Origin of the sequence: Micrococcus antarcticus (assembly GCF_044872765.1) — a bacterium.
Lineage (GTDB): Bacteria > Actinomycetota > Actinomycetes > Actinomycetales > Micrococcaceae > Micrococcus.
Window position 1 is genome coordinate 2,104,512 of the sequence record NZ_CP085253.1, and the last position, 25,619, is coordinate 2,130,130.

At 75.1% G+C, this 25,619-nt stretch carries 21 protein-coding genes and 2 tRNA genes; 5 read left to right on the forward strand and 18 right to left on the reverse strand.

Annotation, left to right across the window (positions count from 1 at the left end; genetic code table 11):
- Positions 1-98: 98 nt before the first annotated feature.
- On the reverse strand, positions 99-3,137 hold the full coding sequence (locus LG274_RS09890) for a S8 family serine peptidase (protein ID WP_404464241.1): 3,039 nt from the start codon (positions 3,135-3,137) through the stop codon (positions 99-101).
- A 102-nt stretch (positions 3,138-3,239) separates the two neighbouring features.
- On the opposite strand from LG274_RS09890, the gene LG274_RS09895 reads away from it, so the two are divergent.
- Positions 3,240-4,166, forward strand: coding sequence for a LuxR C-terminal-related transcriptional regulator (locus LG274_RS09895; RefSeq protein WP_248118045.1), 927 nt, complete (start codon positions 3,240-3,242; stop codon positions 4,164-4,166).
- A 25-nt stretch (positions 4,167-4,191) separates the two neighbouring features.
- Here LG274_RS09895 and LG274_RS09900 read toward each other — a convergent pair whose 3' ends face one another.
- The 5 genes from LG274_RS09900 to LG274_RS09920 all read right to left on the reverse strand — a co-directional run bounded on the left by LG274_RS09900 (position 4,192) and on the right by LG274_RS09920 (position 8,500).
- Positions 4,192-4,962, reverse strand: a complete 771-nt coding sequence (locus LG274_RS09900) for a glutamine amidotransferase (protein ID WP_298713606.1) — start codon at positions 4,960-4,962, stop codon at positions 4,192-4,194.
- A 91-nt stretch (positions 4,963-5,053) separates the two neighbouring features.
- Entirely contained in the window at positions 5,054-5,602 is a 549-nt protein-coding gene (locus LG274_RS09905) for a GNAT family N-acetyltransferase (RefSeq protein WP_404464244.1), read from the reverse strand.
- A gap of 240 nt (positions 5,603-5,842) precedes the next feature.
- A complete protein-coding gene (locus LG274_RS09910; RefSeq protein WP_248118051.1) occupies positions 5,843-6,748 on the reverse strand; it encodes a DUF6707 family protein in 906 nt (301 codons plus the stop codon).
- A complete protein-coding gene (locus LG274_RS09915; protein WP_248118053.1) occupies positions 6,745-7,284 on the reverse strand; it encodes an NUDIX hydrolase family protein in 540 nt (179 codons plus the stop codon). Before LG274_RS09915 ends, LG274_RS09910 begins: the two co-directional genes overlap by 4 nt.
- An 85-nt stretch (positions 7,285-7,369) precedes the next feature.
- Positions 7,370-8,500: a tRNA-dihydrouridine synthase gene (locus LG274_RS09920; RefSeq protein ID WP_404464247.1), complete on the reverse strand. Its 1,131-nt coding sequence runs from the start codon at positions 8,498-8,500 to the stop codon at positions 7,370-7,372.
- 66 nt (positions 8,501-8,566) lie between these two features.
- On the opposite strand from LG274_RS09920, the gene LG274_RS09925 reads away from it, so the two are divergent.
- Entirely contained in the window at positions 8,567-8,884 is a 318-nt protein-coding gene (locus LG274_RS09925) for a hypothetical protein (RefSeq protein ID WP_248118058.1), read from the forward strand.
- Between the two features lie 72 nt (positions 8,885-8,956).
- Here the strand turns inward: LG274_RS09925 and LG274_RS09930 are convergent, their stop codons facing one another.
- From LG274_RS09930 to LG274_RS09980, 11 genes are all read right to left on the reverse strand, one after another.
- The gene (locus tag LG274_RS09930; RefSeq protein WP_404464249.1) at positions 8,957-11,119 is read right to left on the reverse strand and encodes a hypothetical protein; all 2,163 of its coding nucleotides are present in this window, start codon (positions 11,117-11,119) and stop codon (positions 8,957-8,959) included.
- On the reverse strand, positions 11,116-11,757 hold the full coding sequence (locus tag LG274_RS09935) for a DedA family protein (RefSeq protein ID WP_248118060.1): 642 nt from the start codon (positions 11,755-11,757) through the stop codon (positions 11,116-11,118). Before LG274_RS09935 ends, LG274_RS09930 begins: the two co-directional genes overlap by 4 nt.
- Entirely contained in the window at positions 11,754-12,806 is a 1,053-nt protein-coding gene (locus LG274_RS09940) for a pseudouridine synthase (protein ID WP_248118062.1), read from the reverse strand. Before LG274_RS09940 ends, LG274_RS09935 begins: the two co-directional genes overlap by 4 nt.
- A 39-nt stretch (positions 12,807-12,845) precedes the next feature.
- Complete coding sequence (locus LG274_RS09945; RefSeq protein WP_404464252.1) at positions 12,846-14,096, reverse strand: glucose-1-phosphate adenylyltransferase family protein; 1,251 nt, start codon at positions 14,094-14,096, stop codon at positions 12,846-12,848.
- Between the two features lie 13 nt (positions 14,097-14,109).
- A complete protein-coding gene (locus tag LG274_RS09950) occupies positions 14,110-15,009 on the reverse strand; it encodes a DNA-formamidopyrimidine glycosylase family protein (protein ID WP_404464254.1) in 900 nt (299 codons plus the stop codon).
- A 27-nt stretch (positions 15,010-15,036) separates the two neighbouring features.
- Positions 15,037-15,606, reverse strand: coding sequence for a VOC family protein (locus LG274_RS09955; protein WP_298713594.1), 570 nt, complete (start codon positions 15,604-15,606; stop codon positions 15,037-15,039).
- 125 nt (positions 15,607-15,731) lie between these two features.
- A complete protein-coding gene (locus tag LG274_RS09960) occupies positions 15,732-20,936 on the reverse strand; it encodes an ATP-dependent helicase (protein WP_404464256.1) in 5,205 nt (1,734 codons plus the stop codon).
- On the reverse strand, positions 20,933-21,391 hold the full coding sequence (locus LG274_RS09965; protein WP_248118072.1) for a 23S rRNA (pseudouridine(1915)-N(3))-methyltransferase RlmH: 459 nt from the start codon (positions 21,389-21,391) through the stop codon (positions 20,933-20,935). Before LG274_RS09965 ends, LG274_RS09960 begins: the two co-directional genes overlap by 4 nt.
- Before the next feature lie 67 nt (positions 21,392-21,458).
- On the reverse strand, positions 21,459-21,977 hold the full coding sequence (locus LG274_RS09970) for a hypothetical protein (RefSeq protein ID WP_248118074.1): 519 nt from the start codon (positions 21,975-21,977) through the stop codon (positions 21,459-21,461).
- Positions 21,978-22,131: 154 nt separating this feature from the next.
- Positions 22,132-22,222, reverse strand: a tRNA-Ser gene (locus tag LG274_RS09975).
- A gap of 98 nt (positions 22,223-22,320) precedes the next feature.
- Entirely contained in the window at positions 22,321-22,773 is a 453-nt protein-coding gene (locus LG274_RS09980) for a nucleoside deaminase (protein WP_248118119.1), read from the reverse strand.
- 97 nt (positions 22,774-22,870) lie between these two features.
- Here LG274_RS09980 and upp point away from each other — a divergent pair, with 97 nt between their 5' ends.
- The 3 genes from upp (at position 22,871) to LG274_RS09995 (ending at position 25,259) form a co-directional block, all read left to right on the forward strand.
- Positions 22,871-23,506 (forward strand): uracil phosphoribosyltransferase, encoded by a 636-nt coding sequence (upp, locus tag LG274_RS09985; RefSeq protein WP_248118076.1) that lies wholly within the window; start codon positions 22,871-22,873, stop codon positions 23,504-23,506.
- A gap of 420 nt (positions 23,507-23,926) precedes the next feature.
- Positions 23,927-24,724 carry a winged helix-turn-helix domain-containing protein gene (locus LG274_RS09990; protein ID WP_248118078.1) on the forward strand — a complete coding sequence of 266 codons (798 nt, stop codon included), beginning with the start codon at positions 23,927-23,929 and terminating at the stop codon, positions 24,722-24,724.
- 10 nt (positions 24,725-24,734) lie between these two features.
- Positions 24,735-25,259, forward strand: a complete 525-nt coding sequence (locus LG274_RS09995; RefSeq protein WP_248118080.1) for a histidine phosphatase family protein — start codon at positions 24,735-24,737, stop codon at positions 25,257-25,259.
- A gap of 84 nt (positions 25,260-25,343) precedes the next feature.
- On the opposite strand, the gene LG274_RS10000 is transcribed toward LG274_RS09995, so the two are convergent.
- A tRNA-Arg gene (locus LG274_RS10000) sits at positions 25,344-25,420 on the reverse strand.
- Positions 25,421-25,619 lie beyond the last annotated feature (199 nt).

Sequence of the window (25,619 nt, forward strand, 5' to 3'; positions counted from 1 at the left end):
GGAAGGGATGGCACGGAAGAGGCGGCCCCCGTCAGGGGGCCGCCTCGTCTCCGGGGGTCCCGCTCGGCTCTCGCCGGCGGGCCCGCCTCATCCGCGCATCACTGCACGCGCACGGTGGTGGTGTCCACCACCCTGCCGTCGTGCAGGATGTCCACGGTGCCCATGTAGGGGCTGACCCCGTCGGTCTCCAGGGTGCCGTGGAAGACGTGCGTCTCTCCGGGCTTCACCGCGGCGGAGGCCGGATCGAAGGTCAGCACGCCGTTGTCGCCGCCGCCCTCCTGCGGGAAGAACACCCGCAGCGTGTAGTCGATCGGCGCGTCGGAGGGCAGGCCGTCCGCGCCCGGCTTCGCGACCACGTGGACCTGGTGCTCGGGGGCCGAGCTGTAGATCCGGCCCTGGTAGACCTCCGTGCCGGTGCCGCGCGTCGTGGAGCGGGCCACGGGGTAGCCGGACCACGAGCTCGTCACGTAGACGTCCAGGTCCACGTCGGGCGCGGCGGTCTCGGCCTCGATCCGCACGGTGGGGTAGCCGCGCGGGTACGCGAAGTCGTGAGCGGTCAGGGCCGCGTCGGCCTTGTCGAAGAACGGGCGGCGCACCGTGGTGCCGGTGTGCTCCTCGCCGCGGGTCAGCCCGTTCACGCGGGTGGTGAAGGTCCCGTCCACGCCGGAGACGACCGGCAGCTCGAGCGAGTCGGCGTCCCGCTCCACGGTCACGGTGGCCGGGGCGTCGGCGACGCCGGGGCGCACGACCACGGGGATCCGCACCCGCTGCTCGGCCGGGCCGGTCCACACGATGTGGCCGGTGGCCCACTCGCCCGCGGGAGCGCCCGCGGCGGTGACGGAGATGTCCACGTCCGCGTCGGCCCCGCGGCGCGGCTTGATGACCTGTGGGGAGACGGAGACGTCGAGGCCCTCGAGGCCCTCCACGTGCGCGGTCCACTCGCCGTTGGAGCGACCCACGTTGGTGAGCGTGCGAGTCACGGTCTGCGAGCCGTAGAGCTCGCCCATCGCGATCGAGGGGACGTTGAGGTCCGAGGCGTCGATCGGGTTCTCGGAGACCGGCTCGCCGGTGGCCGCGAACGTGATGCCCTGGCCGGCGAGGTAGTCGAACCAGTCCTCTCGGTCCGAGTCGAACACGAGCCCCGGGTCCATCATCGTCGTGGGGTCCACGAAGCCCGCGCCGCCCGCGAACGGGGACGTCTCGGACGCGTGGTCGCGCGCCGTCGTCATCATGGCGGACTTGATCTCCATGGGGCTGAACTCGGGGCGTCCCTGCTTCACGAGCGCGGCGAGGCCCGCGATGTGCGGGGAGGACATCGAGGTGCCCGAGACGTAGGCGAAGTCCTCGCCCGCCTCCTCCGGCGAGTATGCGGCGAGCACGTCCACGCCGGGGGCGGAGATGTCCGGCTTCAGCAGGTCCGACTCGGCGGCCAGGGACGGGCCGCGCGAGGAGAAGCCCGCGACCTCGGGGACCAGGGTGGCGGTGCCCTCGTTCGTGGCCAGGATCTGGCCGGTGGCGTTCCCGGCCCGCACGTAGGCCAGCAGGGCATCGCGGTTCGTGTGGTCCAGGTGCACGGAGGGGATCGCGTGCAGGTCGGCGTTGAGGCCGGCGTCGGTGACGTTCACGAGCACCATGCCGACGCCGCCGGCGTCCTTGACCACGGTGGACTTCTGGGCGCGGGCGTTCTCGCCGCGGTCGCAGACCACGATCTTCCCGGCCGCCTTCGCGGAGTCGAGGGTGCCCGGCAGGCACAGGGCGGCCTTCGCGGGGTCCGCGCCCGCGGCGGCGATGTCGCCGGCGTAGACCAGGGCAGTGGAGGCGGGCAGCGGGGCGGTGACGGAGGAGCCGATGAAGCGCTGGCCGTCGCCGGTCACGAGCGTGTGCTCGTAGACCGCGTGGCTCGAGGCCGCCACGGTGGTGATCCACGGCGAGGGGTGCGCCGTCGTCGAGACCGTGGGGCCGGAGTTGCCGGACGAGGCCGCGACGAACACGCCGGCGGTGGCGGCGTTCATGAAGGCCACCTCCACCGGGTCCACGACGTTGGTGCTCGTGCCGGAGATCGAGAAGTTCACGACGTCCACGCCGTCGGCCACGGCCGCGTCGATCGCGGCCACGGTGTCCGAGGTGGCGCAGCCGCCGCCGGTGACGCCCTCCCAGCAGGCCTTGTAGGCGGCCACGTGGGCGCCCGGGGCCATGCCGGAGACGGTGCCGCGCTCGAGGCCGTCCACCGTGGCGGTCACGTCCTTGTTGCCGGCCGCCGTGGAGGCGGTGTGGGTGCCGTGGCCGCCGGCGTCCAGCGGGGAGAGGGTCTCGACCTCGGCCAGGCGGGCGGCGCCGAAGCCCTGCACGAAGTACTTGGCGCCGATCAGCTTGTCGTTGCACGAGTCGGCGGGGAACGCCTCCGCGTCACCGGTCTCGCAGCCGCCGGCCCAGTCCGCGGGGGCGGCGGGGTGGCCGCGGTCCTGGAAGGAGGCGGCCTCCGGGCGGATGCCGCTGTCGATCACGCCGACGACGACGCCGCGGCCGGCCTGCGCCTGATCGCCCTTCTTGCCCAGGAGCCCCGCCCACACGCCCTTCTTGCCCGTGAGGCCGAGGAAGTCGGGGGAGGAGACGGTGTCCATCTGGCGGATCTCGTCCGGCACGACGGCGAGCACGGCCGGGTCGGCGGCGAGGGCCGCAGCCTCCTGCGCGGTGAACGTGCCGGAGAATCCGTTGAGGGCGGTGGTGTACCGGGTGTGCGGGGCGCCGGCGCCGGTGCGCTCGAGGACCGTGTCCTGCTTCTTCGTCAGGTGCTTGGCGTAGGCCCGGGCGTTCGCGCTCTTGGGGTTGAAGCCGTTGTCCCGGCCCTTGCCCTTGCCGGGGCGGGTGGGGGCGTACCCCTCGGTGCCGCCGTCGTAGGAGGCCACGGGGGCCTCCGCCAGGACGACGACGTAGGCGCCGTCCTCGAAGGTCTCGGGGGCGGGCGCGGTGCGGGACGTGTCCGCCGCGGCCCCGGTGACGGCGGTGACCGCGTCGGGATCGGGGGCGGCCGAGCCCTGCTCGGGGGCGGCCCCGGCGGCGGCGGCGCCGGAGAGGACCAGGGCGAGGGCCGAGGTCACCCCGAGGGCGCGGTGGCGACGAGTGGGCGAGTGGGTCATGAGGATCCTCCGTGAGTGACGGGACGGCGCCTGGGCGACGTTCCCGCCATCCCACCACCGTGAGGTGCATCACGCACCCCTGTGAGGTAGCGTCAACGTGCCATGACGCCCTTGCGCCACGCCGCTCCCCCCGCCCTCGACCCCGAGGAGCTCGCCGCCTTCCGCGCGCTCCTCGCGCGGCCCGAGACCCGGACCGATGACGTGGACGCCGCCGCGCTCGCGCACCTGGAGGCGCTCGGGCTCGTCCGGCGGCACGACGACGGGTCCCTTGCGGTCCAGTCGCCGCACCGGCCGCTGACGGCCGAGGCGAACCGAGCGCAGGCCCGGGCCGACGCCCTGCGCGAGGCGGCCGAGTCCCTGCACGCCGAGTTCCGACGTCGTGCCGGCGCGGGGCGCGAGTCGCTGGACGTGGTGGTGGGGGCCGCGGAGATCGTGGAGGCCGCCGTCGGGATCGCGCGCACGGCGCGGCACACCGTGCGCGGCTTCGACCGCGGGCCCTACTTCCACGCCGACCCGCTGCCCGAGTCCGCGCAGTCCCGCTCCTCCGCGCGGGGCGTGAAGTGGCGCGTGATCTACGAGGGCGACTCGCTCCGCGGCGAACCGCCCGAGCGATGGGAGCTGATCGGGTCCACGCCGGGCGAGACGGGGCGCGTCATGCCGCACCTGCCGTTCAAGCTCCTGATCGCGGACGACGCCGTCGCGCTCGTGGGACTCGTCGGCCCCAGCCCCGGCTCCGGGGAGGGTCTCGTGGTGCGCGGCGCCCTGCTCGTGGACGCCCTCGTCCGTCTGTTCGAGCAGCAGTGGGAGCTGGCCCTCCCGGTCTCCTCGGGGGACCACGGCGCGCTCGACCCCCACGACCGCCGCCTGCTCGCGATGCTCAGCACCGGGATGACGGACGAGGGCATGGCCCGATCGCTCGAGGTCTCCCGCCGCACCGTGCAGCGGCGCGTCTCTGAGCTCGCACGGCGCATGGGCGCCGAGGGGCGCTTCCAGCTCGGGGTGCAGGCCGCCCGTCGCGGCTGGGTGTGACCCGGCCGTCCCGACGTCGGGCCCGTCAGCCCTCGTAGGCGCGCCGGAAGTTCTCCAGGATCCGCGGCGGCTCGGGCGCGGTCGTCGCGGCGATGCGCGCGAACGTGGCATCGGACTCCTCGGGGGCGAAGTACCCGTGGTGCGCGTAGATCCGCAGGCGCTCCAGGAGCCCGGCCTGGTCGAGCTCGGGGTGGAACTGCGTGGCGTACTGGTGCTCGCCGAGGCGGAACATCTGCACCGGGCACGTGACGCCGGACGCCAGCACGACGGCGCCCTCCGGCAGCTGCGTCACGGCCTCCTTGTGGCCCACGTAGGCGGTGAAGTCGGCCGGCATCCCCGCGAGGAGGGGGTCTGCCGCGCCCTCGTCCGTGAGGGTGACCGTGACGGGCCCGGCGGACTCGCCGTACGTGCCGTCCACGAGCGCTCCCACGTGACGCCCGAGCGTGCCGACGCCGTAGCAGCAGCCCAAGAACGGACGGTCCTCGGCGAGCACCACCTCGAGCATCCGGGCGAGCTCCGACTCCACGCGCCGCTGCAGTGCTGACTTCGTGTCCTCGGGGTCGGAGGTGGTGTAGGGGCTGCCGGGCAGGATGACGCCGGCGTGCCGGGCCAGGAGGTCACCCCAGTCGGGGCGGGCGTCGGGTGCGGCGCCGAGATCGCGGCCCAGCTGCATCGCGGTCAGCTGTCCGTCCGCGAAGCCCCCGAGGCGCTGCACGGCCTCGGCCTCGGCCAGCGCGGCGTCCACCTCGGGGCGCGTCTGGACCAGGAGGAAGGGGCGCTGCGGGGTGGAGGTCATCGGAGCAGACTAACCGGCCGCGGGCGGGTCTGCGCCGGGTCGTCGTCATGGGACGCCGCGCGTGTCCCTCTGCCTCGCGGGCCGCGTCCCGTCAGCGCCAGGGGCGGGCGTCGTCGGCCCAGGGCAGGGGCCGCAGCTCGGGGGAGGGGTCCGAGACGAGCCGGCCGTAGAGGTGGACGTCATGGCGCCGGCCGTCGATCAGGAAGTGGCCGCGCTGCGTGCCCTCGTGGCGGAACCCGGCGGCGCGGGCCACCGCCCCCGAGGCCGGGTTGTTCGCGCGGTGCCCGAGCTCGAGTCGCTCGAGGCCGCCCTCGGCGAGCTCGGCGTCCGCCACCGTGGCGGCCGCGCACGCCATGATCGCGTCGCCGCGCCAGTCCGCGTGCAGCCAGTAGGCGAACCAGCCGGCGCGGTTCGTCTCGTCCCGCGCCACGGTGACCAGCCCCACCAGGGTGTCCGTGGCGCTGTCCATGACGGCGGCTGCGTCCACGGTCGGCGCGTCCAGGAGCTGTCGGACGTACTCCTCGGCCGTCACCTCCCCCTGCCGGGCCATGCCCACGGGGTCGGAGCGGAAGGCCGCGAGGACGGCGGCGGCGTCAGCGGAGCGCAGGGGGCGCAGCCGGGCGCGGGAGGGGCCAGTCATGGCGGGAGCATAGCGCCACAACGGTGCTGAGCGTGGCGTGGCGCCTCTGCTCCTGCGCGCGGTCTCACGCCGCCCGCAGGAATCGGGGCTGCGCGGCCGCGCGTGGACGCCCGGGTGCTCTCTTCCCACTCGGACCCTCCCGAAGGGAGCCCTGTGTGCGCCGGGCCGACGTCAACCCGTTCCCGTCGACGGTCACCCTCGCCCCGTCGGACCGGGACCACGAGGCCGGGCACGCCCCGCTCAGCGTCCCGCCGCCGCCTTGGACTCCACCGTGCGGGCCAGCTCACGCAGCGTCCCGAGCTCCCGGGAGATCCGCGAGTCCAGGTCCGCGTCCGTGAGGGTCTCGGAGCCGCCGCGCGCCCGCAGGTAGAGCAGCTGGGCGAACCGGGCCCTGCGCCACTGGAACTCGGCGGCGGCGTCCCGGGCCTGCAGGGCCTTGGAGATCTCCCGCTCGTACAGCGGCGGGGCGTTGAGCTGGCGCTGGCGCACCTCGAGCACGCGGGCGGCGCGGCCGGGTTCGCTGGGCACCTCGTCGGCCTCCAGGAGGCGCTTGCCGAGGTTGGCGGCGGTGATGTGCTCGCCCTCCTCCCGCAGGATCTGCGCGGCCAGGGCGAGGGCGGCCTGGATGGACTTCCAGCGGCCCACGGCCCCGTCCCACGGCAGGTTCGTCAGCAGGCCGAGCGTGGCCAGCGCGCCCTCCACGTCCTCGTGCAGCAGGTACATGCGCGCGGCCATGTCGAAGAGGTCCTCGAGCTGGGATCCGGAGCGCAGGTTCAGCCCGTGGGAGAGGCGGGCGGCCGTGGCCACGAGCTCCGGGTCGTCCAGGTGGCGCTGGCCGACGGCCACGATCCGGGACTCGGGGGAGCCCGCGTCCACGGGGGAGAAGGCCGTGTCCGCCGCGGCCTTGCGCTCCTCGGGGCGCTCGGTGCGCACCCGGATCACGGAGCCGTGGGCGATCCTCACCTCGCGGCCGCCCTCCAGGGTGGCGATCACGAGTGCGGGCGTGCCGAAGTCGTCCCGCACGGTGCGCACGGAGGCCACGGCCGGGGCGGGCTCGCCGCGGCGGGTGAGGAAGGAGTCGCCCGGCTGGACCTCCTGGGCCTTGAGGTGACGGAGGTAGCCGCCGCTGACCGGTGCCACGCTCATCGCCCCCAGCCCACGTGGGCGAGCGCCTGGCGGAGCAGGTTCCCGCGGCCGCCGATGAACTCGGCCTGCACGTCCTCGCTCAGCGCCTCGTCCGGCGTGAGCCACGTCAGCTCCAGCGCGTCCTGGCGCGGGCTGCACTCGCCCGTCACCGGCACCACGTAGACCATCGAGACGGCGTGCTGCCGGTCGTCGGTCAGCCCCGTCTCGGACGGCGCAGGGAAGTACTCGGCCACGGTGCACGGCACGATCGACGGTGGCAGCTGCGGGAACACGAGCGGGCCCAGGTCCTTCTCGAGGTGGCGCATGAGCGCGGCGCGGATCGTCTCGCGGTACATCACGCGGCCGGAGACGATGGTGCGCTGGAAGCGGCCCTCGTCGTCGGCCACGTAGAGCAGGCCGATCTCGGAGACGTAGCCGAGCGCGTCGAGGCGCACCGGGATCGCCTCCACGTAGACCATGGGCAGCCGTCGGCGGGCCTCGTAGAGGTCCTCCTCGGACAGCCATCCCGGATTCGGGTCGGGGGTGCGCACGCTCATGGCTCTGTTCTACCGGAGTTCCGGGCTCGGGGCACGTCGGGCCGGCGCGTTCCGCCCTCGGCGAGGGGCACGACGACGGCGCGGCTCAGTGCGCACCCGGGCCCCACGTCGCGCGGAAGTACTGCCGGGCCATGGGGGCCTGCTCCGCGCTCGCCCCCAGCTCGAGGGCCGCCTCGACCGGCCCGTTCGGGTTCGCGAGGGCCGCCCGCCCCACGCACACGGCGTCCGCCGCGCCGGAGACGAGCACCTCCTCCACCTCCTGCGGCGTGGTCAGGGAGCCGACGGCGGACACCACCATCCGCTGCGTCCCCTCCTTCACCGCCCGCGCCAGGGGCACCTGGTAGCCCGGGCCCTTGGGGCCGTGGTACCGGTCGCCCAGGCCCGCGGAGGAGACGTCCATCCAGTGCACGCCCTCCTCCTCGAGGATCCGGGCCAGGCGCACCGTCTCCTCGATGCCCCAGCCCTCCTCCACCCAGTCGGAGCCGGAGATCCGCACGCCCAGGATCTTGTCCGCGGGCCACACCTCGCGCACGGCCGCCACGAGCTCGCGCAGGAACCGCGTGCGCTCCTCGAAGTCTCCGCCGTACCCGTCCGTGCGGGTGTTGGTCAGCGGGGAGAGGAACTGGTGGATGAGGTAGCCGTGTGCGGCGTGCAGCTGCACGGCGCCGAACCCGGCCTCGTCCGCGCGACGGGCGGCGTCCGCGAAGGCGCGCACGGTGCCCGCGACGTCCTGCTCGGTCATGGCGCGCACGTTCGCCGGCATCGAGGTGGCGGGCACGCCCGAGGGCGAGAGGGTCGCCCACGCGTCGGGGCCCTCCAGGATCGGCTCGCCCGCGGGCACGCCCGGGTGCATGGGCACGGTGGAGGCCTTCGCTCCGGCGTGGCCCAGCTGGACCGCGGGCACCGCGCCCTCGGCGGCGACGTACGCGGCGATCGGCGCCCACGCGTCCCGCTGCTCGTCGTTCCACAGGCCGGTGTCCCACGCGGAGATGCGCCCCTTGGGCGTCACCGCCGTCGCCTCCGCCACCACGATCCCGAAGCCGCCCGCAGCCCGTGCCCCCAGGTGCTGGAAGTGCCAGCCGTGGGGGACGCCGTCGCGGGCCTCGCACGCGTACATGCACATGGGCGGCAGGATCAGGCGGTTGCGCACCTCGACGCCGTTGATCGTCAGCGGCTCGAGGATCGCGGGCAGGGCGGGAGAGGTCGCGTCGGTCATGGCCTCACCTTACGAGGGCCCCCGGACCCCGGAGGCCGTGCGGCGCCGCCTCGCTACCCTGGCGGCATGCCCTCCTACCGCACCCGTCTGCAGATCGGCGACCTCCGCCCCGGCCATCGCCCCGAGGAGGTCATGGACCTCGCCGAGGCCGCCGTGCAGGCCACGCACGTGCTCGCCGCGAAGGACGTCGAGGTCGTCTCCCGGGTGCCGCGCATCGTGCTGCGCTTCACCGTCCCCGCCTCGCACCGCGCGGGGGAGGACGCCGAGGCCGTGGGCGTCGGCGCGCGGATGGCGGAGGCGGTGTCCGGCGTCGCCGTCACGGGGCGCCTGGACGTCCTGCGGCGCGACGGCGGCCGCTGGGTCCCGGTGCACGCCGCGCCGTGAGGGTGACGCGCCCTGAGCACACGGGGGACACCGCGCTGCGCCGTCGACCGGCCGCGCGACGCCGGTCGGGGCTCAGGGGGTGAGGCCCGCGTCCCGCTCCACCTGGCGCACCCACGAGCGGCGCACGGCGACGGCGAGCACGAGGGCGAGGGCCCCGAACACGGCGGTGAGGCCGACCCAGGCGCTCTGCTCGGCACCGAGCGGGGGCGGCAGCAGGCGCGGGAGGCCGAGGTTCAGCAGGGTCCAGCCCATGCCCAGCGCGACCCCCATGCGGCCGCGATCCGTCAGCGCCAGGTGCAGGCCGAGGACCAGCACGGCCAGCAGCAGGAGGGTGGCGAAGAGCTCAGTGGGGAACCACGTCAGGGCCACGCCCCACGCGTTCAGCGCCGAGCCCAGCGTGGTGGGCAGGCCGGCCAGCAGGACACCGGCGAGCAGACCGGCGGCGCCGTCGGTGACCACCCGCTCCGCGCCCGTGCGCGCGGGCCGGTCCGTGAGACGCCGGATCGCGCGCACCATCAGCGCCAGGGCCACCAGCCACACCAGCACCTCGAGCCCCCACGGGACGAGCACGGCGAGCGGGAACCACGTGCTGACGGCCAGGAGCGCGCCGGCCAGGGGCCAGCCGGCCTCCCGCTGCCGTGAGGAGGCCGCCTGCCCGGGGGCCCACTGGTGGAGCACGTGCACGCCCACCGCCGCCCACAGCCCCGGCCACACGAGCGGGTGCAGCGGATACAGGGAGAAGACGGTGGTGGTGAAGCCGTAGCGGCCGTCGTGTGCGGCGCGGTAGGAGCCGAAGTCCAGGGCGTCCAGCCCGGGGAGGCGGCCGAACAGGCCCAGGCCCCACGCGCCGGCGAGCACGAACACCAGCCACGCGAGCGTCAGGCCGGCCTGCCGCCGGCGGTCCTTGGCCGTCGCCGCGCGGCGCGGCTCGGGCGCACCCAGGGGCGCAGTGTAGGACGGGATCAGGGGGATCGCCGCGGTTGTGGGGCCGTCGGGTGCCGGCGCAGGAGCGGCCGCCGAGCGGATGGCCTCGGCCTTCGTGCTCAGGCGGTCCCGGCGGCGCCACTCGGGCAGCGCGACGCGGGCGCGGGCGAACAGCTCCTCGTCCGTCACGTCCTCGTCCGGGTGGGCGAGGAAGGGCCGCTGGGACGCCACGGGGATGATCTCCGGGCCCTCGAGCTCGCGCGCCGCCCGGTAGAGGGCCTGCGACTCCCGGTCCTGGTGGGCGCGCAGCCGGCTCGCCTCCTCGAGGGCCTGCTGGTCGCCCAGGTGGCGCTCGCGGTCGGCGAGCAGGCGAGCCTGGCTCAGGGCGCGGTCCGCGGAGTGCCCGGCGTAGCGGCGCGCGCGCTCGATCCAGTGCCGGCGCGCCTCCTCCGCCTCCCGGCGCAGACGCTCCTCCTCCGCGCGGCGGCGGCGGCGCTCGGCCTCCTCGGCGGCCGCGGCCTCCTGGCGGGCGCGCTCGCGCTCCTCGGCCTCGCGGCGCAGGCGTTCGGCCTCCACGCGTGCCGCGTGGCGCCGGCGCTCCTCCTCCGCCAGGAGCCGGGCATGCTCGGCCTCGGCGCGCCGGCGCTCACGCTCGGCGGCCTCCGCCTCCTCCCGGGCGCGACGCTCGGCCTGGACGCGGGCGCGCTCGGCGGCCACCTCCGCCTCGCGGCGGCGCCTCTCCTCCCGCTCCTGGCGGTGGTGGGCGGCCTCCTCGGCCTGGCGGGCCTTCTTCTCGGCGCTCGCGCGGCGCTGGCGCTCGGCCTCCCGCTGCCGGCGGGCCCGCTGCTCCCCCTTGCGGCGGCGGGCGAGCTCGGCGGCGCGGCGACGGCGCTCCTGCTCCTCGGCCTTCTCCAGCGCCAGGGCCTCGGCCGCGCGCCCGGGGTCGACCGTCGGGGCCGCCCCGGGCTCCACCGGGCGGTGGCCGAGGGTCCCCACGAGGGGCGTGGTGAAGCGGGCGAGGTCCTGGCCGCCGATCCGGTCGAGGAGGGCACGCAGGTCTCCGTGGGAGCGCTGGCCCGCCGGCGAGCCCTCCGCGCGCAGGCTCTCCATGGCGGCGTTGACGTCCGCGCGGCGACCCTCACGAGTGGTGCGCTGGGCGGGCGTCTCCGGGCGCGTCGGCGTGCCGCGCAGGGCGCGCGCGTGGCGCTTGATCTGCCGGCGGGAGATCTCCCCGGGGGCGGCGAGCGCGTGCCGCGGGCGCGAGCGAGGGCTCTCGGAGGACTCCGCGGGCTCGGGAGACGCGCCGGTCATGCTGCCCCCTTCCCGGATCGTCGGCGCCATGCCACGATCCCCGCGATGATCATCCCTGCAAGGGTACCCAACGCCACCCCCACCAGTGCCGACGCCCACCAGGGGAGCCCGGTGGTCTGACCGGACACCCACCCGAGCCCCACCATGTAGACGCTCCAGGTCAGCGAGCCGAGGCCGGAGAGCCACAGGAACACGGGCCACCGGATGCCCGCGATCCCCGCCGCGGCCATGGAGGCGGTGCGCCCGCCGGAGACGAACCGCAGCACGAACAGCCCCGCGAGGCCCGTGGCCGGCCCGGCCTTGACCAGCAGGGAGCGGATCCCGCGGTGCACCCAGCGGCCCCACGCCCAGCGGTCGAGGCGTCTGGCCAGCCCGTGCCGGAAGAGCGCGTACAGGCCGATGTCGCCCGCCCAGCAGCCGAGCCACGCGGCGAGGACGGACGCCCACAGGCTGACCCGGCCCGCCAGCGCGAGCGAGCCCGAGCCGATCACCAGGATCTCCGACGGCACCGGCGGGACGGGCGCGTCGAGGGCCACGAGCAGCGCCGTGAGCGGGTGGAACCACGCGCCGAGGCGGTCCAGGAGGTCCGCGGGTCCGGTCTCCGCGGAGGCCGCCGCCAGGGCGGTCATGGCCGTCATCGCGGACGCTCCTGGAGCTGTGCCGGGGAGGCGAAGGTGCGCGGCTCGCCCGTGACCGGGTCGGTGAAGCTCAGGGACCGAGAGAGCAGCTGGAGCGGGCGGGCGAGGTCGTCCGGCGCGGCGTCCAGCAGCTCGGGGTAGAACGGGTCGAAGGCGATGCCCAGGCCCAGCGACGCGAGGTGGATCCGCAGCTGGTGCGTCCGCCCCGTGCGCGGGGTGAGCCCGAGGTGCACCACACGCCGCCCCGCGAGCATGCCCGCCGAGCGTCCGACGCCCAGCACCTCCACGCGCGTCTCCGCGTTGGCCCCGGCGTGGGCCACGTTCGACTTCTTCGTGCGCACCGGCGCCCCGGCGGCCCGGCCCGAGGCCGCCGCCGGGATCTCCTCGACCACCGACCGCAGGATCCCCCTGTCCTTGCGGATGCGGCTGCGGATGGTCAGGGGGAACCGCGTGAGGCGGGGGTCGTCGTCGGGGCGGGCCGCGTCGTCGTCGGGGTCCGCGGGCGACTCCGGGAGCACGGCGACCGCCTCGTACCGCTTGGCCACCGCGCGCCGCTCGAAGAGCAGGTGGTAGGCGCCGCGCGTGGCGGGGTTGGCGGAGAACATGACGACGCCGGCCGTCGCCCGGTCGAGGCGGTGCAGGGGCACGAGGTCGTCGAGGCCGAGCTCGTTGCGCAGGCGGACCAGCGCGGTCTCCTGGATGAAGCGCCCGCCCGGCGTGGTGGGCAGGAAGTGGGGCTTGTGGATCACCACGAGGTGCTCGTCCGCGTGGAGGATCTCGTGCGCGACCGGCAGGGGCTGCTCGTCCGGCAGATCGCGGTAGTACCAGAGGTCCTCGTGCGCGCCGAGCGGGGTGTCCGCGGGGATGGGCGCGCCGTCCACGGCCACGACCTCGCCCGCCGCGAAGCGCCGCCGGATGCCGTCCGGGTCCACGTGGCCGAAGCGGTCCAGCACGTACTCCTGCACGCTCGCCCAGGGCCCGGAGGAGGGCAGGCGCAGTCGGGTCGCGTTGACGCCGTCGCGCAGGGGAAGGGGGGAGGTCACGGCCACGGCCCCATCATTCCAGGCCGGGTGGACGGGCCCGCGCAGTCAGCCCTTCACGGGGGAGCCGGTGCCGGTGGTCTCGTCGCCGCTCGCGGGGGAGCGGTCGCGCGGGCCCAACACCGCGACCTCGTCGGCCGGCTCAGTCTTTCCGAACACCTCGCGCGCCGGGACGTGCCCGCCGACGTCGACGATGACCGTGTCCAGCACCGCGCCGGAGGGGACCGTGGCGTCGCCGAGGAGAAGGGATCCGCGCACCGTGGCGCCGGCCTCGACCACCACGCCCGGGCCGACCACGGAGTCCACGACCTCGCCCGCGATGCGGCAGCCCGGGCCGAGCAGTGAGCCGGTGACTCGCGCGTCGGGGGCCACCCACGCCGGGGGCGACTGGCGTGCGTTGGTGAGCAGCGGCCAGCCCTCGGCGGTGAGGTCCAGCCCGGTGCCGTCGAGGATCTCGCGGTGGGCCCGGAAGAACGCGTCGAGCGTGCCGATGTCCCGCCAGTAGCCCTCGAGGCGGTGCTCGCGGACCCGCCCGCGGTCCACGAACGCGGGGATGATGCTCTCCCCGTAGTCGCCGAGCGAGCCGCCGACCGGATCGCCGTCCTCGTCGGTCTCGCCGTCCTCCTTGGTGCCGGCCTCGTCCTCGGCGGCCAGGAGCTCGCCCACCACCTCGGAGAGCGCCGCGACGTCGAACACGAACACCTCCGTGGCCACGAGCGAGCCCTCGGGGTCCTCGGGCTTGTAGTCGTAGGCGGTGACGGCGCCGTCGTCGTCGGCCTGGACCACGCCGAAGCGGGAGGGGTCCTCGTCCGTCCGGGTGGTCACGACGGTGAGCTCCGCGCCCGAGGCCGCGTGCTCGGCCAGCACGGGGCGCAGGTCCAGCTGGTAGAGGTGGTCCGCGGACATCACGACGACGGTGCTCGCCCCGAACTGCTCCAGGAGGGGCACCTGCTGGGCGATCGCGTGGCCGTTGCCGCGGGAGAAGCCCTCTTCGGCGCGGCCCTGCGCGGGAGGCAGGATCCGCAGGCCGTGGCGCGTGCCGTCGAGGTCCCAGGGGCGGCCGCCGGCCAGGTGCTGGTTCAGCGTGAACGGGCGGTACTGCTCCACGATCCACACGTCCTGCAGCCCCGAGTGCGCGAGGTTGGACAGCGCGACGTCGATCAGCCGGTACTGGCCCGCGAGCGGGACCATCGGCTTGGCACGGGCCTGCGTCAGCGGCATGAGACGCCCGCCGGTGCCGCCGGCGAGCACGAGCGCGACCGTGGCGCCCTCCGGGTCCTTGGGGAACGGGTCAGCCATGTGACCACCGTAGTCACCACTGGCAGTTCGGGCACCACCACAGCTGCCGCTCGGCGTCCTCGGGGGAACCGTAGTCCTCCTTGCGCACGCGCCCGCCGCAGCGCAGGCACGGGAAGCGATCGTGGCCGTAGACCCAGTAGCTCGGCTGCCGGCCGCGAGGCGGTCCGTCGAGGACCTCGATCGCGAACGGCCGGGACTCGTTGCGGCGGACATGCGTCGTGGCCCGCTGTGAACCGATCGCCGGCGACGCCGGCGGAACGTTGGCGCGCAGCAGGTCCCCGGCCAGCAGGACGAGTCCCGGGACGTCGTCGACCTCGCCGATCGGGCGGTGGGGGTCGATCCCGGCGAGCAGCAGCGTCTCGCAGCGGTAGATGTTGCCGATCCCGGAGACGAGGCGCTGGTCCAGCAGGGCCAGCCCCACGGGACGCCCGGGCCGCTCGGTCAGGCGGCGCACGCCCTCGGCGAGCAGTGCCGCGGCGGTGGCGGGGTCGGCCCACCCGGGGTCGAGCAGGTCGGGGCCCAGGTGGCCCACCACCGTGTGCTCGCGATCCGTGCGGACGAGCTCGAGCAGGCCCAGCTGCGCGCCGATCACGCGGTGCTCGTCCGTCTCCAGCACGCACCGCACCTGCCACGCGGGCGCGCCCCAGGGCGCGTCGAGGCCGGAGTCGAGCCAGCGCCCCTCCATCTTCAGGTGGGAGATCAGCGTGAGGGGCGCGGCGCCGTCGTCCTCGGCGGGTGGCGTGAGCCGCATCAGCAGGTACTTGGCCAGCGGCCGCACCTCGGCCACCGTCCACTCCTCGAGGCGCGCGGTGGCGTGCCGGGGCACGCGCAGGTCAGCATGCCGCAGCACCCGTCCCGCGAGCAGGGGGCGCAGGCGGTGCGCGGCGCGGACGAGGGAGTCGCCCTCGGGCATGTCAGGCCACCGCCACGACGGCGGCGCTCACACCGCGTTGAGCTGCCACGTCACGCCGAAGCGGTCGGCCACCCACGCGAAGCGGCGGGAGAAGCCGTAGTCGTCCGGGGGCATGAGGTCGGCGCCGCCGCCGGAGACGAGGGCGTCGTGGATCGCGTCCACCGCCGTGGGGTCCGGCAGCTCCACGAAGAGGCTGATCGAGGGGGTGAAGGAGAAGCCGTGCGGGGTGAACGAGTCGAAGAAGCGCAGCCGCTGGCCCGCGATCTCGAGCTCGCCGTGCGAGACCTTGCCCGCCCACTCGGCGCCGCGGGGCGTCGAGTCGTCGAACAGGTCGCGGCGGACCTCGGTGACCGGCAGGTGCTCCACGAACGCGGTGAGGTAGGCGTCCATGGCGGCGCCGGCGTCGCCCTCGAACATGAGGAACGGCGTCACGGAGGGCTCGGAGGGGTGCGGCATGGACTCGCCGAGGAGCTCGGCCTCGGGGTCGGCGCCGAACGGGCCGTCCGGCTCGGACGGGGCCACGGGATCCGTGCCGGCCAGTCCGCTCGCGGGGTCGTGCGTCAGGGTGTCCTCGGCGGTGCTCGGGTTCTCGCTCATGGGCGCGAACCTACCCGGCGCCGCCCGGTGCTGTCGTGCGCCCGCCGCCCGAGCCGCCACGCCTCCCGCGTGACGCCATGATGACGCGCCGCGGCTGCGGTGGGGCCTCCCCACGACGGCCTGCCTCAGCTGCGGTACCGGATGCCCGACGGCGACGAGTAGAACCCCGCGTCGAGCATCGCCCCGGAGAGGGGCGTCCCGAGGATGGGCGCGCCGTTGACCTTCTCGAGGCTCAGCCGCTCCGTCCTCCCGGTGCGCAGCGCCCACACGAGCGCCGCCGCGGCGGCCCGCAGCTCCGCCGCGTGCTCCGTGAAGCACAGCAGGGTCTTGCCGCCGCGCTCCATGTACAGCACCAGCCGGCCGCGGATCAGCACGACGACGGCGCCCGCCTTCCGGCCCGGCCGGTGCCCCGTGGGGACCACCCCGCCCGGGCCCGGCGGCACCGAGGGCCAGTCGAGGGCCGCGCCGTAGGGGTTCGCGGGATCGGTGGCCGCGAGCGCCAGCGCCGGTGGGTCCGGCTCCTCCGGCCGGGCATGGGGGTTGACGGCCGGGCGGCCGGGCGGCGGTCCGAGCGGGCTGACCCAGCCAGAGGGCGGACCGCCGATCGCGCCGGGACCGTCCGCGCCGTCGTCGTCCCCGCCCTCCTCCTGCGCGCGCTGGAAGCCGCGCAGCCGGTCCACCACGGCGCCCGTGGAGAACTGGGCGCCGCCGAGGCCCTCCACGAAGTGGCCGCGGCGCACCTGGCCGGCGTCCTCCATGCGGGTGAGCAGCTGGTACTGCCCCGCGAAGCCGCCGGGCACCTCCTCGGCCACCACGGAGCCGCGCGTGATCACGCCGTAGCGGTCCAGCAGCAGCTCGGCGGTGGCGTGGGCGCGCACGGTGGGATCCTGCTCCGCGGCGGGCAGCAGGGCCCAGCGCCCCGCCGCGCGCGCCTGCTCCGCGGCGGAGAGCCCGCCCACGCCGGGGGCGATGCCCGCGCTCGCCGACCCCGCCGCGCCGTCGCCGGCTGCGAGGCCCGCGTACCGGCCGCGCCCGCGCACCCCCGCCAGCCGACTGCCCAGCCCGCGGCCCGCACCGCCCGTGCGAGCGGTTCGCGCCCGCGGGGACTGCCTCCCCGTGCGGTGCGCGGTCTTGCCGAGCGAGAGCAGTCCGCGGACGGGGGCGAACGTGTCATTGCCGACCTTGCCCTCCCACACGAGTGCCCACAGGGCCTCGAGCACCGCGGGGCCACGGACCGGCTCAGCCCCCTGTTCGGCGCCGAGGGCCAGCACCCGCTCCACGAGCTGCGGGAAGAACCACGCGCCGCCCGAGCCGAGCACCGCGAGGATCCGCTCGCGCAGCGCGGCGTCCGCGGGGGCGGGCCCCTGCTGGGCCTCGGGAAGGCGGAGCGTGAGGTCGACGGCGTCGGCAGGGTGGATCGCCACCCAGCCGTCGTTGCCGGCGGCCTCCGCGGTCCCGGACCACACGTACTCGCCCGTGGAGAGCAGCTCGTCGAGCATCGTGGGCGCGTAGTCCCGCACGCGCGCCGGCAGCACGAGGGACTCCCACGCGCTCGCGGGCAGGGGCATGCCGGCCAGCTGGTCCAGGGCGACGGCCACGCCGTCCACGCCCTCGAGCGACGCCGGGGACGGGTGCCCGGGGCGGGGGCGCAGGTGCTGCCAGTCGGCGAGGAACCGGCCGTAGGCGGCCTGCTCCACCGGCTCCACCTCGGCGCGCAGGGCGGCGAGGGAGCGGCGGCGGATGCGGCGCAGCACCTCGGACTCGCACCACTCGGCGTCCAGGCCCGTCGCGCCGGGCGCGCCGTCCGGGCGGAACGCGCCGGTGCTGACGCGGCGCTCGGAGGCCAGGCGCTGCAGCACCCCCAGCACGACGGCGCCGCCCAGTCCGAGCGCCGCGCCCGCCTCGGCGGCCGTGAAGGGCCCGTGGGTGCGGGCGTAGCGGCCCACGAGGTCGCCGAGGGGATCCTCGACCGGCTCCAGGAACGTGACCGGCACGCCCATGGGGATCGGCACGCCGAGGGCGTCGCGCAGGCGGGCCGCGTCCTCGACCGCCGCGTAGACCTCCCCGCCTTCGCGGCGCAGGCGGAACGCCCGGTTGGCGCGGACGAGCTCGTCCAGCATCCCGGCGACGGCGGCCTCGTGCGCGGCGGGGTCCGGCTCAGACGCGGGTGTCTCACCGGCGGCCGGCTCAGGGTCCGCCGCCCCTGCCTCGACCTCCGGCTGCGTCCGCCGCGCCGCCTCCACCACGGTGAGCGGGCCCACGAGCCGCAACAGGTCAGCGAGGCCTTCGGCCCCGCGCACGCGCCGGTCCGGGGCGAGCCGCTGCAGCTCCGCCTCGACGCCGGCGATGACGTCCGCATCCAGGAGCTCCCGCAGCTCCTCCGTGCCGAGCAGCTCGGACAGCAGCGCCGGATCGAGGGACAGGGCCGCCGCGCGGCGCTCGGCCAGGGGGGAGTCGCCCTCGTAGATGAACTGGGCGACGTACCCGAAGAGGATGGACTGCGCGAAGGGCGAGGGCGCCGTCGTCGTGACCTCGACCATGCGGATCGCACGCGACGCGAGGCGGGCGGCGACGTCCTTGAGGGCCGGGAGGTCGTAGACGTCCTGGAGCACCTCGCGGACGGTCTCCAGGATCACCGGGAACTGCGGGAACTTGCGGGCCACGTCCAGCAGCTGGGCGGCGCGCTGGCGCTGCTGCCACAGGGGCGAGCGCCGGCCGGGGTTGCGGCGGGGGAGCAGCAGGGCGCGGGCGGCGTTCTCGCGGAAGCGGGCGGCGAACAGCGCGGATCCGCCGACCTCCGCCGTGACGATCTCGTCCAGCTCCTCCGCCGTGAACTCGAAGAGCTCTGCGCCCGGCGGCTCCGTGTCCATGAGGGGGATGCGCAGGACGATGCCGTCATCGGCGGCCATCGCGGCGCCGGAGCCGGTCTCGAGGCCGTAGCGCTGGGCCAGCCGGGCGCCCACCGCGAGCGCCCAGGGCGCGTGGACGGCCATGCCGAAGGGGGAGTGGAGCACCACGCGCCAGTCGCCGAGCTCGTCCGTGAACCGCTCCACCACGAGGGTCTTCTCCGTGGGCAGCGTGCCGGTGGCCTCGCGCTGGTCCTTCAGATAGGCCAGCAGGTTGTCCCGTGCCCAGGGGTCCAGGCCCGCGGCCTCGAGGCGGGCGAGGGCCGCCTCCCGGTCAGCGTCCACCTCGCGGCGGAAGCGCCCGACGGCGTCGCCGAGCTCGGCGGGGCGTCCGGCGGCGTCGCCGCGCCAGAACGGGAGCTTGCCCGGCTGGCCGTAGGCGGGGAGCACCAGCACGCGGTCGGCGGTGATGTCCACGATCCGCCATGACGTGGCGCCGAGCAGGATCACGTCGCCCACGCGGGACTCGTAGACCATCTCCTCGTCCAGCTCGCCGACGCGGCGCCCGCCCGAGCGCGCGGAGCCGGCCGAGGACTTCGCCGCGGACTCGCCGGTGTCCCCGTCGGCGGCCGCGCCGTCCCGGCCGCCGCCCGCGCCGGCGTCCGTGGCGAGGAAGACGCCGAACAGGCCGCGGTCCGGGATGGTGCCGCCCGAGGTGACGGCCAGACGCTGGGCGCCGGGGCGGCCGGAGAGCGTGCCCTCCTCGCGGTCCCACAGGATGCGCGGGCGCAGCTCGGCGAACTCGTCCGAGGGGTAGCGGCCGGCGAGCAGGTCCAGCACAGACTCGTAGGCCGAGTGCGGCAGGGCCGAGAACGGGGCGGAGCGGCGCACGAGGTCGAACCAGGCCTCGGCCTCCACGTCCTCGATCGCGACGGCGGCCACCGTCTGCTGGGCCAGGATGTCCAGCGGGTTGGCGGGGACGCGCAGGGACTCGATGCACCCGGCCACCATGCGCTCGGCGACCACGGCGGTGTCGACGAGGTCCCCGCGGTGCTTGGGGAAGAACACGCCGCGGGAGACCTCTCCCACCTGGTGGCCCGCGCGGCCCACGCGCTGCAGGCCCGAGGCCACCGACGGCGGCGACTCCACCTGGATCACCTGGTCCACCGCGCCCATGTCGATGCCGAGCTCGAGCGAGCTCGTGGCCACGACGCAGCGGATCTGCCCGGTCTTCAGCGCCTCCTCCACGATGGCGCGCTGCTCCTTGGAGACGGAGCCGTGGTGGGCGCGGGCGAAGTCGGAGACCGTCCCCGAGCCGGTGCCGGTCTGCCCGGCCACCTGGGCGGGTCCGTGGACCGGGGTGCGCGGCGTCGCGGGGGCCGCGTCCCGCTGTGCCAGCCATCCGGCGACGACGTCGCGCGCCTGGGCCGGCTCGCGGAAGCCCGGGACGGCGTCGGGCAGGTCCGCGGCGGCGGCCGCCTCCTGGCGGGCCTCCCAGATCTCGTTGAGGCGACCCGTGAGACGTTCGGCGAGGCGGCGGGAGTTGGCGAACACCAGGGTGGAGCGGCGCTCGGACACCAGGTCCACGATCCGCTCCTCCACGTGCGGCCAGATGGAGCCGCCCATCGCCGCGCCCCCGTCGGCCCCGCCCGGGGCGCCCGCCGGAGAGGATCCCGGACCCGTGTCCTGGGCACCCGAGGGGGCGGAGAGGTCGGTCATGTCCGGGATGGGGACGCTCACCGCGAGGTCCCACTGCTTGGCCGAGGCGGGCCGCACGATGGTGACCGGCTGCACGCCGCCGAGGAAGCGGGCGACCTCGGAGGCCGGCTCCACCGTGGCGGAGAGGCCGATGCGCTGCACGGGCCTCTCGAGCAGCGCATCGAGGCGCTCGAGGGACACGGCCAGGTGGGCGCCGCGCTTCGTGCCGGCGACGGCGTGCACCTCGTCCACGATCACGGTGCGCACGCCGGCCAGGGCCGAGCGACCCTTCGAGGTGAGCATCAGGAAGAGGGACTCGGGCGTGGTGATGAGGATGTCCGGCGGGTCCTGCAGCAGACGGCGCCGCTCTGCCGCGGGGGTGTCCCCGGACCGCACGCCCACGCGCACCTGCGGCACTGCCCGGCCGAGGGTGCGTGCGGTCTGCGTGATGCCGATCAGCGGGGCACGCAGGTTGCGCTCCACGTCCACGCCGAGCGCCTTGAGCGGGGAGATGTAGAGGACGCGGGTGGCGGAGACCTCCGGGTCCGCGGGCTCGCGCACGAACGAGTCCAGCGCCCAGAGGAAGGAGGAGAGGGTCTTGCCGGAGCCCGTCGGGGCGATCACGAGGGCGTGGCGGCCCGAGGAGATCGCGTCCCACGCGCCCACCTGCGCCGGCGTCGGCCCCTCGAAGGCACCCGTGAACCACGCGCGGGTGGGCTCGCTGAAGCGGGAGAGGACGGCGGCGGTGCTCGGGGCGGGCGTCCCGGCCCCCTCGGTGCCGCTCATGCGTGGTGGTACGGCCGGCCGGCGGAGATCTCCTGCGCGCGGTAGACCTGCTCTGCCAGGATGAGGCGCACGAGCTGGTGCGGGAAGACGAGGCCGGAGAGGGACCACACGCGGTCGGACCGCGCGTGGACGCGCTGGTCCACCCCGTACGCGCCGCCGATCACGAGCGTGACGGGTGCGCCGACGTCGAACTGCGCCCGCAGGTGCCGGGCCAGGCCGGGGGAGTCGAAGCCATTGCCGCGCTCGTCCAGGAGGATCATGTGCTCGTCCCCGCCGACCTTGGCCAGGATGCGGTCCGACTCCTCGGTCCGGGCCGCGTCCTCCTGCCGCGCGGAGTGGGGGAGGAGCTGCCACGTGAGGTCGTAGGGCCTCTTGAGGCGCCGCTCGTAGCGTGCGATCCCGTCCGAGACCCACGCTTCATGCTTCTTGCCGACGGCGAGCACCTTCACTGACATGGGGTCCATGATGGCACCGGGGCCGGACGCGCCAGGCACCCGACCCCGGTCGTACGACCCGGTGACGTCAGTCGACGCGCTGCGTGACCTTCGCCCGCTCGCCGGGTGTGCCGCCCCTGCGGGCCAGGAACATCAGGACGCCGGCGGCAGCGAGCGCGAGGCCGGCCAGGCCCATGAGCACCAGGCCGATGCCGGGGCTGGCGCCGTGGCCGGCCACCCTCCCGATGTTCGCGAAGCCGTCCACCATCAGGAACAGGCCGGTGAGGACAGCCAGGACGCCGGCGGCGATGCGCGCCCACGCCGCTGAGACCAGGAAGGCCGCCACGCACAGGGCGATGGTGAGCAGCAGCAGGGCCAGGATGATCCCGGCCTCGTCCGCGCTCGCCTCCAGGAAGCTCTGGCTGATCCGGCCGCCGAAGAGGCTCACGCTCGCGGCCGGCAGGAAGAGGGCGAGCAGGGACACGAGGGCGGAGGCGACCGCTGCGAGCGGCGCCCACGGGTAGCGCAGGTGAGGGGCACGGCGGTCCAGGGATGAGGCGTTCGCCGGCGGGGTGGGGCCCGCGGCGGGATCGGTGGTGGGGGACAAGGGGGGCCTCCAGGGCGGTGAGGGAGCGGCGGTGACGCCGCGCACTCTAGTGGAGGGCGGGGAACGGCCCGTGAACAGTCTGTGCGCCCGATGTGGGTGCATGACGAAGGCCCCGGTCAGCGCAGGATCACGCGGGACTCGGGGCCTTCACATCTGGCGGTGACGGTGGGATTTGAACCCACGGTACGGGGTTACCGTACACAGCATTTCGAGTGCTGCACCTTCGGCCGCTCGGACACGTCACCAGACTGGGACACTCTACCCGAGCGGCCGCGACGCGCCCAAACCGGCCGCGGGCCGTCGTCGTCGTCGGCCCCGGAGCCGGCCGTGCCCGGCCATCCGCTCATTCCCGGTGCGCGGCGAAGAACCCGCGCAGCAGGGCGGCGGACTCCGCGGCGCGGACGCCGCCGCGCACCTGCACCGTGTGGTTGAAGCGCGGGTCCCGCACCACGTCCAGCACGGAGCCGCACGCGCCCGCCTTGGGATCCCATGCCCCGAACACAACGCGCGGGACGCGGGCGAGCAGCAAGGCCCCCGCGCACATGGGGCAGGGCTCGAGGGTGACCACGAGGGTGGAGTCGGTGAGGCGCCATCCGTCGCCGCCGCCCGAGGCCGCCAGGGCCTCGGCCGCGCGGCGCAGCGCCAGGACCTCGGCGTGGGCGGTGGGGTCGTGGTGCTGCTCGCGCTCGTTGCCCCCCGCCGCGAGGACGGTCCCGTCCCCGGCCACGAGGACCGCGCCGATCGGGACGTCTCCGGCCTCGCCGGCGGCGCGGGCGACCCCGAGGGCCAGGCCCATCCAGGCGTGCTCCTGCGCAGAGGTGGGCGCGGGGGCAGACACGGAGGACACGGAGGAGGGCACGGCTCCAGCGTACGGGGGACGGTAGCGTGGGAGCATGCGCGTTCACGTCGTCGACCACCCCCTCGTCGCCCACAAGCTCACCGTCCTGCGGAAGCGGGAGACCCCCTCGATGATCTTCCGCCAGCTCACCGAGGAGCTGGTGATGCTCCTGGGCTATGAGGCGACGCGCGACGTCGCGGTGGAGCCCGTGACGATCGAGACGCCCGTGACCACGACGACGGGCACCCGCCTGGCCCGCCCGCGTCCCCTCGTGGTGCCCATCCTGCGCGCGGGCCTCGGCATGCTTGAGGGCATGGTCAAGATGGCGCCCTCCGCGGAGGTCGGCTTCCTGGGCATGGCGCGCAACGAGGAGACCCTCGACATCGTCACGTACGCCGAGCGCCTGCCCGCCGACCTGACCGGACGCCACGTCTTCCTCCTGGACCCGATGCTCGCCACGGGCGGGACCCTGGTCGAGGCCATCCGCTTCCTCTACGAGCGCGGTGCGGCACGGGTGACATGCCTCTGCCTGCTTGCGGCGCCGGAGGGCATCGCGCGTCTCGAGGAGTCCCTGGGCGACATGGAGGTGGACCTCTACCTCGCGGCCCTCGACGAACGGCTCAACGAGCGCTCTTACATCGTCCCGGGACTCGGCGACGCGGGAGACCGCCTCTACGGCCTGGCCGAGTGAACCGGCTGCACCGCCGGTCCCGGCGCTGCAGCCCGCTCCCCGAGACCCCCGCTCCGGCGGGGGTCTCGTGCTTTCGGTGACCACCATGTCGAATGTGTCGTCCACCAGATGGACGGGCGGGGGGCGACGTCGGAGGCAACCCGACGTGGGCGATCTGAACTGGGAGCCGGCTGGGAGAAGATGCGGCATACATATGCGATGCCCTCGATGGGGGCGGCGTCGGGTCGAAAATGACACGGCGGGGTTATGCAGGGCGACGAATGGTGATCTCAGACACAAATGGATCCAGAGCGTCCGATATGCGAGACGAATCAATCAGTGTTACTTGCCAGATCGCCGGGCGACGTCACATAGTCGTCATATGACGATCCCGCCCGCGTTCTCGCGAGCAGGCGGGGAACCGACTGAGGAGTGACGGTCATGAGTGAGTCCGCCGGATACGTGCATGTCTCGGTGCGCAACGCGCAGCGCCGGACCCCGGGCCACCGGGTGCGGGGCGCGGCAGGCCGCGGCGACCTCCGCCTCGCCGGGACGCCCGCGCCGGGCCCGCTCCCCGCACAGACCGATCCGACTCCCGTGCTCGCGCCCAACGGCGTCCCCGGTCCCCAGGCGGTGGCCCGGGAGAACGAGGCCCGCGGCTTCGTGATCTACGTGGGCATGGACGAGCTCGCGGCCTCGGCCGCCGGCACCTCGCTCACCCGCCTCGCCAACGAGCTGCGCCACTACGTCGAGTCGCTCGTCCCGGGCTCCCAGTCCCACGCCGCCGTCGCCCTGGCCCCGGCCGGCGCCGAGGGCGACGACCTCGAGGTGGTCCGCCAGGTGCTGGGCGACCCCACCGTGCAGGGCGCCTTGCGCCCCGACCTGGCCCAGGCGCCCGCCCCGGTGTCCACGCGGCAGCCCGGCGTGCTGATCGACCTGTCCCGTCGCGAGGTGCAGCTGGACGGGGAGCCGCTGAACCTCACGTTCAAGGAGTTCGAGCTGCTCAACTACCTCGTGGAGAATGGGGAGCGCACGGTGGGCCGCGACGAGCTGCTCGAGGCGCTGTGGCGCACCTCGGACGAGGTCCCCAACGAGCGCACGATCGACGTCCACATCCGCCGCCTCCGCGCCAAGCTCGGCCGCCTGGCCAACACCGTGCGCACCGTGCGCGGCCAGGGCTACCGCTTCTACCGGCACCCCGAGGTCGTCGTGTGGGCCGCTCCCGAGTACTCCATCTGACCGCGGCGCCATGGGCGGCTCCGACGCGAAGACCCTGATCGTCCTGCGGCATGCCAAGGCCGGCTGGCCCGAGGGGGCGGACGACCACGACCGCCCGCTCGCCGCGCGCGGGCACGAGCAGGCGCCCGCCGCCGGCCGCTGGCTCCGGGAGAACGGGCTCGTCCCGGACGGCATCGTCTGCTCGGACGCCTTGCGCACCCGGCAGACCTGCGTGTGGGTGTGCGAGCAGCTCGGCGAGCTCGCCCCCACCCCCTATCTGGACCGACGGCTCTACGAGGCCGACGCCGCCCGCGCGCTCTCGATCGTCAACGAGACCGAGGAGGGCGTCCGCTGCCTCCTAGTCGTGGGTCACATGCCGTGGGTGCAGAACCTCGGCATGCGCCTCATGAGCCTCGACTCGGACCAGGACGCAGCGCTGGCCATGACGGAGCACTACCCCACGCTGGGGCTGCAGGTCTTCCGGGTCGACAAGCCGTGGGCCGAGCTCGACGGGCGCGACGCCGCCCTCACCCACTTCGTGGTGCCGGGCCGCTGACGCCGCCGGAGCGGGCCCCGACGTCGCTGGACCTCTCGGGGACGACGAAGGCCCCCGCTCTCCGAGGAGCGGGGGCCTTCCCTGTGGTGCGCCCAAAGGGATTCGAACCCCTGACCTTCTGTTCCGTAGACAGACGCTCTATCCAGCTGAGCTATGGGCGCATCTTCCGTTCCGCTGGAGCGGATCGAACTCGTAGAACTATACACACCTTCCCCCGCACGTGCAAAACGGGCCCCGTGGGCGGCCGGGCCGCCCTCGGGTGAGGCCGCCCTGGGCGGCCTCGCCGCAGGCCCCTCGGGTACCATGGCCCCAAGACCGTGCGACCACAACGGCGTGGCGCACCATGATCGGTGTGCACGT

Coding starts and splice junctions, on each gene's coding strand:
- LG274_RS09890 (WP_404464241.1), bottom strand. CDS start 3,137: ATGACCCACTCGCCCACTCGTCGCCACCGCGCCCTCGGGGTGACCTCG.
- LG274_RS09895 (WP_248118045.1), top strand. CDS start 3,240: ATGACGCCCTTGCGCCACGCCGCTCCCCCCGCCCTCGACCCCGAGGAG.
- LG274_RS09900 (WP_298713606.1), bottom strand. CDS start 4,962: ATGACCTCCACCCCGCAGCGCCCCTTCCTCCTGGTCCAGACGCGCCCC.
- LG274_RS09905 (WP_404464244.1), bottom strand. CDS start 5,602: ATGACTGGCCCCTCCCGCGCCCGGCTGCGCCCCCTGCGCTCCGCTGAC.
- LG274_RS09910 (WP_248118051.1), bottom strand. CDS start 6,748: ATGAGCGTGGCACCGGTCAGCGGCGGCTACCTCCGTCACCTCAAGGCC.
- LG274_RS09915 (WP_248118053.1), bottom strand. CDS start 7,284: ATGAGCGTGCGCACCCCCGACCCGAATCCGGGATGGCTGTCCGAGGAG.
- LG274_RS09920 (WP_404464247.1), bottom strand. CDS start 8,500: ATGACCGACGCGACCTCTCCCGCCCTGCCCGCGATCCTCGAGCCGCTG.
- LG274_RS09925 (WP_248118058.1), top strand. CDS start 8,567: ATGCCCTCCTACCGCACCCGTCTGCAGATCGGCGACCTCCGCCCCGGC.
- LG274_RS09930 (WP_404464249.1), bottom strand. CDS start 11,119: ATGACCGGCGCGTCTCCCGAGCCCGCGGAGTCCTCCGAGAGCCCTCGC.
- LG274_RS09935 (WP_248118060.1), bottom strand. CDS start 11,757: ATGACGGCCATGACCGCCCTGGCGGCGGCCTCCGCGGAGACCGGACCC.
- LG274_RS09945 (WP_404464252.1), bottom strand. CDS start 14,096: ATGGCTGACCCGTTCCCCAAGGACCCGGAGGGCGCCACGGTCGCGCTC.
- LG274_RS09950 (WP_404464254.1), bottom strand. CDS start 15,009: ATGCCCGAGGGCGACTCCCTCGTCCGCGCCGCGCACCGCCTGCGCCCC.
- LG274_RS09955 (WP_298713594.1), bottom strand. CDS start 15,606: ATGAGCGAGAACCCGAGCACCGCCGAGGACACCCTGACGCACGACCCC.
- LG274_RS09960 (WP_404464256.1), bottom strand. CDS start 20,936: ATGAGCGGCACCGAGGGGGCCGGGACGCCCGCCCCGAGCACCGCCGCC.
- LG274_RS09965 (WP_248118072.1), bottom strand. CDS start 21,391: ATGTCAGTGAAGGTGCTCGCCGTCGGCAAGAAGCATGAAGCGTGGGTC.
- LG274_RS09980 (WP_248118119.1), bottom strand. CDS start 22,773: ATGGGCCTGGCCCTCGGGGTCGCCCGCGCCGCCGGCGAGGCCGGAGAC.
- upp (WP_248118076.1), top strand. CDS start 22,871: ATGCGCGTTCACGTCGTCGACCACCCCCTCGTCGCCCACAAGCTCACC.
- LG274_RS09990 (WP_248118078.1), top strand. CDS start 23,927: ATGAGTGAGTCCGCCGGATACGTGCATGTCTCGGTGCGCAACGCGCAG.
- LG274_RS09995 (WP_248118080.1), top strand. CDS start 24,735: ATGGGCGGCTCCGACGCGAAGACCCTGATCGTCCTGCGGCATGCCAAG.